This is a genomic window from Eubacterium segne, from assembly GCF_014287775.1.
Lineage (GTDB): Bacteria > Bacillota > Clostridia > Lachnospirales > Lachnospiraceae > Eubacterium_G > Eubacterium_G segne.
In genome coordinates, this window is the sequence record NZ_JACOOZ010000007.1 from 58,057 (window position 1) to 73,265 (window position 15,209).

Annotated in this window: 7 protein-coding genes, 1 pseudogene and 1 other annotated feature; all 8 genes and pseudogenes read right to left on the bottom strand. The window is 36.6% G+C overall.

All coding sequences use genetic code 11. The annotated features are described in order from the left end of the window. Positions 1 to 6 precede the first annotated feature (6 nt). The 8 genes and pseudogenes from ileS to H8S00_RS10240 all read right to left on the bottom strand — a co-directional run bounded on the left by ileS (position 7) and on the right by H8S00_RS10240 (position 14,987). Complete coding sequence (ileS, locus tag H8S00_RS10205; RefSeq protein ID WP_021952138.1) at positions 7 to 3,165, bottom strand: isoleucine--tRNA ligase; 3,159 nt, start codon at positions 3,163 to 3,165, stop codon at positions 7 to 9. 351 nt (positions 3,166 to 3,516) lie between these two features. Beyond that, positions 3,517 to 3,745 (bottom strand) — a binding site (T-box leader). A gap of 676 nt (positions 3,746 to 4,421) precedes the next feature. Next, positions 4,422 to 4,721: a hypothetical protein gene (locus H8S00_RS10210; protein ID WP_186840509.1), complete on the bottom strand. Its 300-nt coding sequence runs from the start codon at positions 4,719 to 4,721 to the stop codon at positions 4,422 to 4,424. 31 nt (positions 4,722 to 4,752) lie between these two features. Then, the gene (locus tag H8S00_RS10215; protein WP_186840510.1) at positions 4,753 to 4,998 is read right to left on the bottom strand and encodes a hypothetical protein; all 246 of its coding nucleotides are present in this window, start codon (positions 4,996 to 4,998) and stop codon (positions 4,753 to 4,755) included. Between the two features lie 116 nt (positions 4,999 to 5,114). Further along, a complete protein-coding gene (locus H8S00_RS10220; protein ID WP_021951900.1) occupies positions 5,115 to 5,288 on the bottom strand; it encodes a hypothetical protein in 174 nt (57 codons plus the stop codon). A gap of 143 nt (positions 5,289 to 5,431) precedes the next feature. Then, positions 5,432 to 5,629 (bottom strand): annotated as a pseudogene (locus tag H8S00_RS10225) (CotH kinase family protein); the annotation flags it as partial. A gap of 39 nt (positions 5,630 to 5,668) precedes the next feature. After that, on the bottom strand, positions 5,669 to 7,924 hold the full coding sequence (locus H8S00_RS10230; protein ID WP_118589891.1) for an NPCBM/NEW2 domain-containing protein: 2,256 nt from the start codon (positions 7,922 to 7,924) through the stop codon (positions 5,669 to 5,671). Positions 7,925 to 7,967: 43 nt separating this feature from the next. After that, positions 7,968 to 8,138: a hypothetical protein gene (locus H8S00_RS10235; RefSeq protein WP_158576898.1), complete on the bottom strand. Its 171-nt coding sequence runs from the start codon at positions 8,136 to 8,138 to the stop codon at positions 7,968 to 7,970. A gap of 21 nt (positions 8,139 to 8,159) precedes the next feature. Beyond that, a complete protein-coding gene (locus tag H8S00_RS10240) occupies positions 8,160 to 14,987 on the bottom strand; it encodes a carbohydrate-binding protein (protein WP_118589893.1) in 6,828 nt (2,275 codons plus the stop codon). Positions 14,988 to 15,209: the final 222 nt, after the last annotated feature.

The following is a 15,209-nucleotide window of genomic DNA, read 5'->3' on the forward strand; positions in this document are numbered from 1 at the left end:
TTTTATTTAAGAGATCTTCTCAACGCCTAAACTTACGTTTTCACCGTTGATATTCCACTCTTTACTATACCCACTCATTTTACCAAATTCTACCTTTTCTGCCAACACTTCTAATTTAATTTCGTCAAGATTGTTGTTAATAATGTCCTCAATTTTAGCATTTTTATCTACATTCACTATAATCTTATCCATTACTTCAAATCCGGCTTCCTTACGCATTGTCTGAATCTTACTGATAACTTCTCTTACAAAGCCTTCTTCAATAAGCTCTTCTGAAAGATTTGTGTCAAGAACTACTGTTACATTGCCATCACTTTCTGAAACGTAGCCTTCAACCTGTGCCATATCTATAAGTAAATCCTCTTTCTCAAGAACCACTTCATTTCCGTCAAAATCAAAGGTCAACGGTTCACCGGCATTTATTTTATCCATTGCTGCATTTCCGTCAAGGTTTGCCAATGCTTCCTTAATCTTCCCTAAGAATTTACCGTATTTAGGTCCTACTGTTCTAAGCTGTGGTTTAAATGAGTAAGATGTAAACGCTCTTACATCCTCAGTAAACTCTACTTCTTTTATATTCAATTCTTCTGTAATTATTTCCTTAAAGAATTCAGGTAATTCAAATCCTGCCTTTACAAACATCTTTCCAATAGGCTGTCTGTTTTTGATATTTGATTTATTTCTGCAGGCACGTCCAAGAACTACTATCTTAAGAACTCTTTCCATGTTTTCTTCTAATTCTTTGTCAATGTGAGCTTCATTAACCTTCGGGAAGTCACAAAGATGAATTGATTCTTTAGCACTCTTATCCACGCTTCTAACTAAGTTCTGGTAAATATCCTCTGTCATAAACGGAATCATAGGTGCTGCTGCCTTTGCCACAGTAACTAAAGCTGTATAAAGTGTCATGTAAGCATTAATCTTATCCTGTGGCATATCCTTTGCCCAGAATCTTTCTCTTGAACGTCTTACATACCAGTTTGACATTTCATCAACAAAATCGTCTAGTGCTCTTGCAGCCTCAGGGATTCTGTAATTTCCAAGATTGTCATCTACAGCCTTAACCATAGAATTCATCTTTGACAATAACCACTTATCCATTACTGATAATTTATCGTAATCAAGAGTGTACTTAGTTGGGTCAAATTGATCAATTTCTGCGTATAATACATAGAATGCATATGTGTTCCAAAGTGTACCCATAAATTTACGCTGTCCTTCTTCCACTGCCTTACCATGGAATCTGTTTGGAAGCCATGGTGCTGAATTAATGTAGAAGTACCATCTGATTGCATCTGCGCCATATTTTTCTAATGCCTCAAAAGGATCAACTGCGTTCCCTTTTGACTTACTCATCTTCTGACCGTTTTCATCCTGAACATGTCCTAAAACAATTACGTTTTTGTATGGAGCCTTGTTAAATAACAATGTTGACTCTGCCATAAGTGAATAGAACCATCCTCTTGTCTGGTCTACAGCCTCTGAAATAAAGTCTGCCGGGAACTGCTGTTCAAATAATTCCTTATTTTCAAACGGATAATGATGCTGTGCAAATGGCATTGCACCACTGTCAAACCAACAGTCAATAACTTCCGGTACTCTCTTCATTGTGCCGCCACATTCTTTACACTTAAAAGTAACCTTATCTATATATGGTCTGTGAAGTTCAACCTTTGCGTCATCCGGATTTCCACTTTTTTCTGCTAACTCTGCCCTGCTACCAATTGATTCCTGACATCCGCAGTCACAGCATTCCCAAATATTAAGTGGTGTACCCCAATAACGGTTTCTTGAAATACCCCAATCCTGAACATTTTCAAGCCAGTTTCCAAAACGTCCTTCTCCAATTGATTTTGGAATCCAGTTAACTGTATTATTATTTGCAACTAAATCATCTTTAACTGCTGTCATCTTAATAAACCATGATTCTCTTGCATAGTAAATAAGTGGTGTATCACATCTCCAACAGTGTGGATAATCATGTTCAAATTTAGGTGCATCAAAAAGCTGTCCCTTAGCATCAAGGTCTTTTAAAACCTCAGGGTCTGCTTTTTTAACAAACAGACCTGCAAAAGGTGTCTCTTCTGTCATTTCACCCTTATCATTTACAAACTGTACAAATGGCAGTTCGTATTTACGTCCTACATTGGCATCATCCTCACCAAATGCCGGTGCAATATGAACAATTCCTGTACCATCACTCATTGTAACGTATGTGTCACATGTTACATAGAAGCCTTTCTTTCTCTGCTTGTCTGCCACCTGCTTAGCGCAATCATATAATGGCTCGTATTCTTTTCTTTCTAAATCAGCACCCTTCATAGTTTCAAGAACTTCGTATGCCGGTGCATCATCTGTAGCTAATTTTCCAAGTACGTTATCTGCTAAAGCTTCTGCAATATAATATGTGTAACCGTCATTAGCCTTAACCTTAATATATGTGTCGTTAGGGTTTACACACAATGCAACGTTAGATGGAAGTGTCCAAGGTGTTGTTGTCCATGCAAGGAAATAAGCATCCTCTCCTACCACCTTGAACCTTACTATTGCTGAACGCTCCTTAACACTCTTATATCCCTGTGCCACTTCCTGTGATGAAAGAGGTGTTCCACATCTAGGACAATAAGGAACGATTTTAAATCCTTTATATAATAATTTTTTATCCCAGATAGTTTTAAGAGCCCACCATTCTGACTCAATAAAATTGTCATCATATGTTACATATGGGTTATCCATATCTGCCCAGAAACCAACTGTTCCTGAGAAGTCTTCCCACATGCCTTTATATTTCCAAACGGATTCCTTACACTGTTTAATGAAAGGTTCCATTCCGTATTCTTCAATCTGTTCTTTTCCGTTAAGTCCAAGTTTCTTTTCTACTTCTAATTCTACTGGCAATCCATGGGTATCCCATCCGGCTTTTCGTGGTACCATATGACCCTTCATAGTCTGGTAACGTGGAATCATATCTTTAATAACACGTGTTAATACGTGACCGATATGTGGTTTTCCGTTAGCTGTAGGAGGTCCGTCATAGAATGTATATGTTTCTCCTTCCTTACGGCTATCCATACTCTTCTTGAAAATGTCATTATCTCTCCAGAACTTCTCTGTCTGTTTCTCCCTCTCAACAAAGTTAAGATTGGTTGATACTTTCTTGTACATTTTGTACTCCTTTCATTTCTATTTTACATAAGACCGTAATGGTCAGCTTTGCTTGGTTTCGGCATTGAGCCTTGCGTACTCATAGACCTTCGGTCTATTTCGCCTGGGGCTTTGCCTCGTTTCTCCAGCATTGAGCCTTGCGTACTCATAGACCTTCGGTCTATTTCGCCGCGGGCTTCGCCTCGTTTCTCCAGCATTGAGCCTTGCGTACTCATAGACCTTCGGTCTATTTCGTCGCGGGCTTCGCCCTATTCCACAGAATAAATAATCAGGGCATTATGCAAGCATATGCCTTGATTATTTATTCTGTGGAGCAAGGCTCATTGCCAACGCGTAAAAGGCTTCCGTCCTGCAAAGGACGAAAGCCTGTAATTTTCGTTTAACCACCTTTAACAGCATACTCGGAATAACCCTTTATATGTGCTCCCTTTAACGGAGGATACCGTCAACGCCTACGAAAATACTTCGGGTTGCAACTCCAGAGTGATTTTCATATATCAGCTACTCATATCCGCTCTCACCATCAACGGACTCTCTTTGATTTTTACTGATAAATTACTGTCTCTATCAAAGTCTTTTTTATTCATATATCAAACTTTATTTTATGATAAAGTTTGATGGTTGTCAACCATATAGTAATATAATTTATTATATATATCAAACAATTAAAACACCCACATAATAAATAATGCAGCAAACCGGGAAAAAGTGATTTTTCGTAAATGTCCCGGTAGGAATCGATACTTCACAGGCTGTAATCAGTGAATTGAGCCAGGAAATCATTGATTTCATGAAAAATTCCCGGTAGAAATTGCTGCCTCACAGGCTGTAATCAGTGAATTGAGCCAGGAAATCATTGATTTCATGAAAAATTCCCGGTAGAAGTCGCTTCTTCACAGGCTGTAATCAGTGAATTGAGCCAGGAAATCATTGATTTCATGAAAAATTCCCGGTAGAAGTCGCTTCTTCACAGGCTGTAATCAGTGAATTGAGCCAGGAAATCATTGATTTCATGAAAAATTCCCGGTAGAAGTCGCTTCTTCACAGGCTGTAATCAGTGAATTGAGCCAGGAAATCATTGATTTCATAAAAAATTCCCGGTAGGAATCGACACTTCACAGGCTGTAATCAGTGAATTGAGCCAGGAAATCATTGATTTCATAAACATTTTCTGGTAATTTTCATAAAGATTTGCCCATATAATCTTAAGCCCACCTGAACATACACATAACTCTTAACCAAAATCTTATTTCCCCTTAAGGATTTACAACTCCCCCATTCCAGCCATATTCCACAGGTTGCTTTAAATAATAAGGATTTTTCCTGCTTAAAACTTCTGTATTATGAAGTATGTTATTGTATATGTAATTATGCTGATTTTGATTATTTGCCATGTTATTTAAATAGAAATAATTTGCTATTTGTGCTACTGATATGGAACGTACGTTTTCGCTGTATATAATAGCTGTTTTAGCTTCGCCATCGGTATTATATTCTGCCGTAACAAAGGTTCTTATATGAATACTGTTAGCCACAAAATCATTCATCATTTCCATTGTACGCACATAATATGTATTTTCTTTATCATCAATATTCCTTTACTTTGTAATCCACACCATTTAAAGTTATAATACTTCCCTTGTTCGGTGCATTTCCCACTACCCTGAAAGCAATGTTTAACTCATCTGTATTGTTAGACATTCTTATTTGAAAACCGGTTATTCCTACTTTAGAGCTTATAAGGGTTTCCTCTGCCTTTACACAATTTCCCATAATTCCACCTAAAGCAATAAATGCTAATATAATAAAAATATTTCCCGCTTTCTTTAACATACTTTATCCTTTCATAAATCCTGTTTTTACAAATTGCGCACCGACATTAATAAAAACATCGATGCGTAATCTAATTGCCTGTTATATATTATATATCACTAAAATATTTTAGTTTATTACATTCCTCCACCTGAATGTGGTAAGTTAGGTAATGTGGTAACTTCCGGAATTGACAAATCCTGATCTGATTTTGTAACAACATCACCATCAATTATATCTACCATGGTTCTTGTATTAACATCAAATCTATTGACAACAATTTCCGGTGTTTCATATTTATTACGTTTCATAATATCATTCTCCTATCATACTATGTACCGCCCCCTCCCTTCGGTCAGCGGCAACTCGTCGGAAACATTTTTATTTTTTTGCTTTTTAAATCAAAAAAACGCACCGGCCTCGTAAAAGTCCAATGCGCTTTCTTTTTAACTTTTTAGTTTATATTCCACTGAGAACATATCCATTCATTTCCTGATGAATCCTTTTTCGTATAGAATTTAACTGAACTATAGCCAAAATCCACGGTTTTAAACAACTCATTAACTATATACATATCCACAAAGGAATCTGTATCAATATATTTAAGAGCGTCATCTGAAGATGTATTTTTCAGTGCTGTTTCAAAATTTGTAAGAGTATTTACCCAATTAGTATATTTAGTAGTTTACTCCTAATAGTTTTTATCAACCAACCATCCGGCATTTCCCATGGAAGCTCTGTCGCAGGTGATTCCATCTCCTGCATCATTAAATTTAATTGTCACCTTAGTGGCACCCTGTGGAACTTCCACTTTAATGTATTGTGACTTTCCGTAGGTTAATACACCTGTAGTTATTGCAGTAGAACCGTCAAAAGATACTTCACATTTAACTGATGCCTTGCCATAGTTAGCATCACTTACCACACTATCATCTATACCTGCAATTCCCATAAAGTATTTTGCATTCTTAGGAACGCTATATTCAAAGTAACCATTGGCATTTGTGGAAATACCATTATCATATTTAACACCTGAAATGCTTATAACCCCACCTCTGGTATTTTTATTTACACTAGCCGGATCACCACTATAGCCTGTAGTAGCACTTAGATAGTCTTTTCCCAAAAATACATCCGGTTTTATATTCATATAATCGTCACCATCCGGTGTATACAGATTGTCATTCCATCCATACACAACCTTAGAATCTCTGTAATATGGATTACCTTTAGTTGTAAAATATCCCGTATACTTTTCTGCCGGAACAAACTGTGCTACGTTTAGAATACTTTTATAAAGATATTCATGGCCTCTGTAATTAGATGCCAGACTCTTTTGATACATGTATGATGCCACCCTTGCAATACATGTAGAAACAGATTTTGTACTGTAAATTATTGTTCCACCTGTTGTTACCACAAAAGCTCTTACATGTATTTTATTTCCCGGGTGAAGGTTATCAATTGTATCCTGCATTGTCTGTACATATGATGAATATGTATCGTCCTTCTCCTTAATGGCATTTTCCGTAGCTGTAGCTGCAAGAGTAAAAGGATTAACAGTTTCTGCTGTTTCATCATTTAAATTGTAACTTTTTAATAATGTTCCTGAAGCTGTAAAGGATGTTCCATCAGGAATACCCTGGTCCGGCTCTATTGTATAAAGAGTTCCAAATTTAGCAACTGTGTAGGAAACCTTTCCAACTGTAATTCTACCGCCAATGTTTGGTGCCTTACATACTGTTCTAAATCCCACTAATCCCTGATTTTCATCTTCCTCAGACCAGTTAGTTTTCATCTGAAAGCCTGATACTGAAACATCATCACTGGCAAGTAAAACAGTTTGTGTTCCGCTAATTTGCTGTTCATCGTTATACACCTTAAGGCTTACATTCTCAATTGTAACATTGGCTGCTTTACTGGCACCATTAATGTAACCCATCATTATTCCGTACAATACATTAGCTGCTGTGCTCTGATTTGCCTGAAACTGTATCTGAACTGTTTTAGTTTCCCCTGCCGAAACATCAACATCCTCCTTAGCAAATACTGTCCAGTCACCACCATTGTTTCCATCACTCTGAATCAAAAGCTGAAATGACTTATCCACATCAGAAGTGATTTTAAATTGCGCCACATACCATTTACCTTCATACAACTGAATATTCTTCTGAACTAACTGTGTTGCCCAGTTATCACCACTTTCATAAGCCGGAATTTCAACTTTTAACTTTCCATTGCCCTGATTAGTGTATTTATTTCCACCATATTCATCCCAATGAGTAACATTGCCTTCCTCAAATTCCGTGTCCTTAAGCAATTCTGTTCCGTCTTTAATTTCCGGCGTTGTAACCGGTTCCGAAACTGTAGTTGTTTCTTCACTTTCCTCTACAACTGAAATTGATGTAAAATCCACTATACATCCATTCGGCATACCACATAATGCAAACACCGCCGTAAAACCTGTCACTCCCGTAATTGTATCTGTTATAGTGTTTTCACCTTCAACTGCCGGATAAATATTATCATTCCTACCTGCTATTCCATCAGGTTTATATAACATATTTCCTGCCTTTGTTGATGTGTACTTTATGGTACATTTATATGTTTTTGCCGGGTCAAGTCCTGACACAGGATAGTGTACCTGTATTGCCCACCTATCATCACCTGTTGTAGCCCCATTTGAGGAGTTAATTTTGATTGCTAAATCATCAAAAGAAGCTCCTTCTCCTTTTATGGATACATCTGTAGGCTGTGCCCATGTACTTGCCTTATATATCTTTGACCATTTTCCCAATGCCTGTTCAACGTTTTTTGTTGTTGAAAGCTGAGTGAATCCGTCTTCATCAGTACCTGCACTTACAGTACCGGGATTCATTGCAAAAGTTGATACAATCATTGATAGCACACAGATAAATGCAATTATTTTTTTATATATTACTTTCATATTTATCTCACTTTCCTATACGTCTTATATGCTAAAAACCGCACTAACCAAGCAAATCTAAGTCCGGAGGAACGTAATTACCACTTATTATATCCACTCCGGCATTCCATCTGTCTCCCGGCTTTTCGTTTCCTGTTTCTAATTCCACCATAACCCTTTTATTAACATCAAACTTGGTAACCAGGATTTCAGGTGTTTCGTATAATTTTCTCATTTTTACTACCTCCGTATCTGATTACTCTTCATCCACATCATAATCTGTTATTATTCCGTTGTTCCAGGAATATTGTGACATTCTGTAGTATCCTGTATAGTATTTGCCCGGTGATTTGTTTACCTCTGTTTTTTCAACTTCGTAGTAAATCCACTGGGACAGAGTATCATATTTTGTGCCTGAAGCCGTATTTAACCTTTCAAGAAGCTCTTTATTATAATCACCAATACTTCCGTCTGTATTGTACTTCTTCATGGCAAAATCTTTATTTGGCACTGAACTTTCCCTCTGACTATACTTATATCCTCCAAGACAATGTACATAATCATACATACTTTTGTAGCATGCATTTACAAGATTATAATCATGACCTTTAGATTTAATATTAAGTTTAACCATCATGGCATTGGCAATTTGTAATCTGTTTTTGTCCATATTTACTATGTTAAGAACGTTATTGTACAGATAGTTATGAGCAGTCTGTGTACTCATTTTCTGATTCTCATAAAGGTTCCGGGCAATTTCGTACATATTAATTGTATATATGTCATTGCCATACTCATACTTATAGTATTTGCCATCTTCCTGATAATCATAATTATCTGCCGTTCCCTCTACAACTGCATATGCACGGTATGTTAAATTCTGTGTCAACATTCCATACATATAGGATGTAGCATAGAAAGTAAGAGCATAATAATTCCAATGTGTATATGGATGTGGGTCGTCCTCTCTTGTTGTCCAGTCTCCATAATATCCACCTGTGGTCTCTTCGTGATAATATATATTATCCTTTATTTTTCCATCTACACCGTCCTTTTCTGCTCCTGCTGTTCCGTCATTGTTCAGATTTGAGGATTTAGGAATCGTCAGATTCTTAACTGCATCTGCTCCTGTTCCCACTGCGTTGGCTGTTCCAAAAATAACTCCTGCCTTTACAACTTTTCTTCTCTTAATTGTATTTTTGCTTACACGGCAAACAACTCTGAATGATGGCGAGAACTCAGCCGGTGCTCCCTTTACATTGCTGACGTTCATCTGATATCCCTGTACTTCTACATCACCTAAGTCTTCACTTGTATTTGTACATAAGATATTTACATCTTTATTAATTGCATTTGTTGTCACTAATGGGTCGAAATTATCTTCAACCTTAGCTTCTTTATTTATTGAAGTATCCACTCCACCCACTGTATAAGTAGTAGAATACCATTCCTCTTTCGTTTCAGTAACTGTTATGGCACATCCGTCATATACAATAAATGAAATACTTTCTCCATCTTTCAAGCTAAATTTGTACTTTCCTTTTTCACTGTTTGTAACAGAAGTATCTGTACACAATACAGCATTTACGCTTTCCATTCCTAATGCAATACCTGCCGTAAAGCTAAAACTCTTTGATAGCTTTTCCTGTTCCCCCATATTTCCTGCAACCTTCTTCTCAATGGTTACTTTGTGGGTTGGCTTATATGTATTTACAAATAACTCGCTGTTATCAGTATTTGGGTTATATACAAAAGCTGTACCACTATATGAAACAGAGGTTTCTGATAATTTAGAAACAGGAACACTATTCACTGTTTTTCCGGCTGTTACCTGTGACAGATAGAATGAAGTTCCAATCATCGTTTTAACCTCTTCCTCTGTTACCGTATATGTCTTTCCTGAATCTAAAACACCTGCTGCTTCAAAAGAAACTGTTGCAAAGAAACTATCTGATGTCTCACCGTCTGCATTATCAATTGCAGTAAAATCACTTTTTGCAAAAGTCTTTGAATACTTTTCAGTATCTCCATCTTTTACGGTAAGTTTTACCTTATAATCATCAGGTATTTCCGTCAGTCCCTCCACTCTTTTGGTAAGGGTAACTATTCCACTTTGATAGTAAAGAATTAATGTATCATGGTCATACGCTACAGTAAATCTTCTGTCATTATTATCAATGTAATATCCCTTTTCTTCTGTACGAGGAGTTGTTCCATCATATATAATGTTTCCTTCTGAATCCCTCTTATATTTTAATATGTTGCTTTCTTTTAACGTGTATTCTGAAAGATTAATGTGATTTCCATCACTATCCTTAACATCTTCCGGAAGAGTATCCGGTATGTCTACTCTGTCATAAGGGGCAACAATACCTGTTGTTGTATATACTTCTTCCCCGTTTACAACATACTTAATCTTGTACTGCTTCTTCTGTTCAAAAGTTACATTGTCAAGAAGGTTACCTATTGTTCTGTTTCCATCTGTACCATCAATAGATACAAAGAAAAATCTTGTTAAATAGTTCTTGTCAGCAACAGGTACTGTATATTTACCACTATTATGTTTCCACTCACCTGCTGTAGCGGTGCTGGTAACTTTCCAAACTGTAGCCTGTACTCCATTATCTAAAGTAATTACCTTTCCGTTCTCGTATTCAGTTGATACTGCATCTGTAACTCCCTGATTTGTAGCAGCAGTAACAATTTTTTCAATTTCAGTATCCTTTGTGTAATTTAAGGCATCATTAGTAGACATTGCCACAACAAGCATGGAGTTTGTTGCTCCATTTGATACCCTTCTTGCTGCATGGTCTAAATCCCAGTAACATTCTGAACCCGGTGTTGTAAGTATATCCTGATATAATGCTCCCTGTTCCTCACAGTTTAATTCTGCGAACTGGTCGCCATGGGAATTATCACCATACATATCTTTTTGTGAAACCGAGAATCCGACCTGCTGTTTTGTCTCACTGTCAGTTCTTAAGTTTCTTCCATTTACAATTTCAATATCATGAGTTGTTTTATGGCGGTTACGGGTGTTGTAATATCCCGGTCCTGTTGTTTTCCAGAATAATCCGTCAAATCCGTTAGGATACTGCTGCTCATCACCATTTGAGTTATATGGGAATCTTGCATCCATTGACTTATCTTTTTCCTCATCATGTGAAAACATTGCAGGAAACTCAAAATCACCGTTTTGAACATCGTTATAATACTGAACATGATAAGGCTGTGACCACTTGCCATTTTCGGCTTTAACTCTATAGTAGTATCCTCCACCTAAGTCATCAGCAACATTTACCCTCGCTCCATTATTACTTATAACCTGTACATCTTTTCTCTTTTCTGATACTGTCTGCCAATTTTTACCATCTTCACTTTTTTCCCATGAATAAGTTGTATCTGAACCTGCATTCTTTACATTAAGGGTACCATTTTTCATAATTGAATCCTCAATGTAAATTCCATGGGAGTTTAGTATTTTAAGATTAAATTTTATTGAAAATACCGGTTTTGCTCCACTTACAGGATATCCGTCAGTTCCAATATCCGAACGATTATATATTCTGCATCCAATCTGTGTAGTTACATAATCACTGTCACCAAAATCCAAATTTTCCGGTAACTGATATTGTACCGTTGCCTGTTGTTTTGCAATATATTTTGCAATATTTTCATCGTGGTTGTCAGCTCCCCACAGAGATGCTCCGCTATTACCATTAGACCAGAATACTTCCTGCTTGTCGTAATCTACGTTTATGTCTCTTGGATTAACATAGAAGAACACATTTCTGTTGCCTGAATCATACACAACCTCATATGTGTCACCTGATAACAGGATATCTCCTGTTACAAGGGATGAATCTATAACGCCTAAAGGATATGTATCACTTACTGAATTTTCGTATTTTGTATCCTGTAATTTTGATACAGGGTAAACACCAAGGGATTTGCTGCCTACTTCATTCCAATAATCAGACTTCTGATTATCCTTAGCCCAAACTTCAAATTCATATAATGATATTCCAAGGGAGGTGTCTGCACATTCATCAACGTACAGTTTAACATACCGTGCTTTAACCTCATCAAAATGAAAACTATATCCTAATATCTTGTCTCCACCTAATCCTGATGCACTACCCGGCTCAGTCCATTGAGAAACATTTTTTAAATCCTTCCAATTTGTTCCATCATTAGATGTTGCAATTTTAAATGACTTAGCATAAGCATTAGAATACTTTAAATCTATACTGCGTAATCCATATTCCCTGCCTAAATCAATTGTATATTCAGGGTGTGTGCTGCCTGCTGTCCATTTAGTTGTATCTTTTCCATCTGTAGCATACTTTGCAGGATTTACGGTACTTGCACTATCACATGTTATATCCTTATTTACTGCCACATCTGTCAGATAACCCGGAACTTTTGTACCATATACCTTTAACTCATATATAGACATTTTCTTATGATAAGAATTCATTTCATTAGCTTTAATTCTTACATATCTTGCCTTTCCAAGGCATGTGTCTTTTGATGTGTACAATACTTTTCCATTATAAGTCCCGTCATTTTTAATATTTTTATCCCCTATAAAATCCTCCGATGAAACTGTTTTTGATGTAACCCATGTTTTTCCATCCTTTGAAGTCTGTATTTCAAAACTCTTTGCATATGCTGTTTCAAACAATACCTCTACACGTTCTATTTCATAAAGGCTTTCTAAATCTACATAAATCCATCCGCCTTCGTTATTATTTGCCCATCTTGTAGAACTGTCTCCATCAACTGCATTATCTGCCGGATAAACTGTTTCGCCCTCTTTTTGTTCACTTTCAGCGTATGCCTTTTTTCCTTTGGCAATGTTGTCATCCTCTATGTCAAAGTAATCAATATTTACCTGCTGCCATGCATTATCTTTGTTGTACAAGATATTTGAAGCACCGGTAATATCAATATAATTAACTCCTGCTTTTAATTCTACAGTTGCTTTTATTTCACCTACACTGTTCCAGCCACCTGTCTTTGGTGCAGAAATACTTTTCCATGCACTATCATCAGAACTGTTTACACGAACATCAATGTTGGTATCGTATTCTCCACCATTTGCGTATCCCACAACTATGTTATAACAACCATCTTCTTTTACATTTACATACTGTGTAAGATATGCACGTCCGTCCTTTGGCCATGTATTCATGCCACCTATAGCTGTTTTTCCTGAATAATTTGAAAATACTTCAAGGCTATATTCACCTGATGCCGAACCTTTAGTATATGCATGGGCATTTTCTGCTTCATGTCTTATATTCATTTCTTCCGGAGTATATGCAAACTTAAACCATCCCAGGTTTACTGAATAACTGTTGGCAATTCTAGGTATTACCTTAAAGTAAATTTTATGGTTTCCATCAGGTATATTTACATCCACCGTTTTGGTTACATAAGCGCTCCAACCTCCTGTAGTGTCGTTACAGTCAAAGGTTGTAACCGGTGCTCCACTCATGGAATCCACATACATTTCAACAGTTCCACCACAATCCGTTGCAACAGAATATGACAGGGTTACTCCTGATGCCTTTCTGTCAAAATATACATCATATTCTGCATATCCTTCGCCTTTTATACCTGTAAGTTTTCCCCCTTCATCTCCTCCAATGTTGCCTGAGGATTTAGGGCCTGCATCTAACTGTACTCCGTTTAATTCTACATTTTCCCTTGAACTGAAAGCTTTTTTGCTGTAATTATTTTCAGAAACATATGAAAGTTCAAAGTTATCTAAACGTACCCATTTCCAATCAGTACCGGTATTAACGGCTCCTGTAATATCAATGGCATTTATTCCCTTTTTAAGTGAAACCGTAGTTGTAAATTCCTTTACCTCATCCCATGAAGAACTGTGGTCTTTTAAAGTCCATGATCTCCAATCTCTGTCAGTATCACCATTTATCCTATAATCAATTCTTGTGTCCTTTCCACATTCTAATGAATACTTTAATTTAAATGTGTATGTACCTGCATTTTTGGCATTAACATATGTGGTAGTGTAGGCTCTGCCATCTGCCTCCCATGTATTTAAACCTCCAATGGCTGCTCCATTTGAGAAATTACCACTACTACTTACTTCCCTGCCATTAGCCGGACCTAAAATTGTCTCATGAGCATTTTCTATTTCATGAGTTCCTACTGCATCCACATAAGGTGATTCAAAATAAAAACAATCTACATTAGCACACCAGTCCTTAGATGTGGAATATTTAAGGTACACCTGATGAATACCTGACGGTATGTTGGCATCTACTGTTTTATATACAAAATTACTCCATTCTGAGCCTGTCTCTGTTACTTCAACAGTTGCCACAGGTGTGCTGTCCATACTGTCTAAATATACATTGACAGTTCCCCCTGCAACTGTACTTTTTGCAGAATATCTTATTGTAAACTTTGAAGCTGCACGGTTAAAGTTAACATTATACATAGTCCAGGTTCCGTCATTTACATGGGCTATATTTCCTGTACCACTTTGACCGTAATCTGTGTTTGTTTCATTATTAATATCTGCATGTTTATCGTCATTGTCCTCTGCCTCAATAACATTACCTGCTATTTTTGTTCCTGAAAAAGCATTCTTAACCTTGGAACTTCCTACCTTTCCTAAAGCCACCTCTGTTGCAAGCTTAGAACAATACTTGGCACCATTCATGGAAAAATAAACATACTCTCTGTCATTTACCTTACATAGGCTTCTATGTGTAGCATGATCTCCTTCCGGGTCACCCTTATCAAAGAATATAACATCAATATAATTTTTAGATACATCTGCATTAATTTCATATTTATACCAGCCTGTATCTCCATCCTTTTCCATAAATGTCGTGTTCCAGTCTCCTGTGTACTGACCGCTTACACTGTCATTGTACCCATGTATTCCTACTCCACTCCAATTTGAAGCATTGTAAAAATACACTGTGGTCTTTACATCTTCTGCAAAGACTTTAGTTAAATCTGTTGGTGTTACTGATGTGAATACCATACAGACTGAAAGGAACAACGTTAAAAATGTTTTTACCCTTTTTAATCCTTTCACTTTTTTCCCTCCTTTAATGATCCAAATTTGTTATCTGCCTATGGCAAACATTTATACATGTTAATTATAAACTTAATTTTTTATTATTTAGAGTGACATTTTTTTATTTCAGGTGTCCTTTTTTTTATGTGTTTTTATTCGTTTTTTAGGTTTAACGTTCAACTCTATTAAGATAGTTTGTAAACTAAATCAGAAAAAAACTGCCATACCGGCTTTGATGTT